The organism is Caballeronia glathei, assembly GCF_000698595.1.
In the GTDB taxonomy this organism is placed as follows: domain Bacteria; phylum Pseudomonadota; class Gammaproteobacteria; order Burkholderiales; family Burkholderiaceae; genus Caballeronia; species Caballeronia glathei.
The window spans coordinates 1-334 of record NZ_JFHC01000335.1 but is presented as its reverse complement, the minus strand read 5'-3'; the positions used below and the strand labels follow the sequence as shown (position 1 = coordinate 334).

1 protein-coding gene is annotated in these 334 nt (G+C 68.3%); it reads left to right on the top strand.

Annotation, left to right across the window (positions count from 1 at the left end; all coding sequences use genetic code 11):
- Positions 1-334 (top strand): phosphopantetheine-binding protein (locus BG61_RS39030; RefSeq protein WP_035943943.1); only part of this gene is annotated, 334 nt, incomplete at both ends.

Below are 334 nucleotides of genomic sequence, written 5' to 3'. Positions count from 1 at the left end.
CAATCCGCAATGGCAACGCCTCGACACCTACGTCGCGCCACGCTCCTCGCTCGAACACACGCTCGCGCAGTGCTTCGCCAGCGTGCTCGGCCTCGAGCGGGTGAGCGTCTTCGATAACTTCTTCGCGCTCGGCGGGCACTCGCTGCTCGCCACGCAGCTCGTCTCGCGCCTGCGCGAAGCTCTTTCCATCGAGCTGCCCCTGCGCACCCTGTTCGATGCGCCCAGCGTCTCGTCGCTTGCTGAGGCTCTGCAGGAGGAATCGCCTCGTCAAGCCAGCGCCACGAGACCGCTGCCGCCCCTGCAAGCACTCGAACGCCCCGCGCGCCTGCCGCTG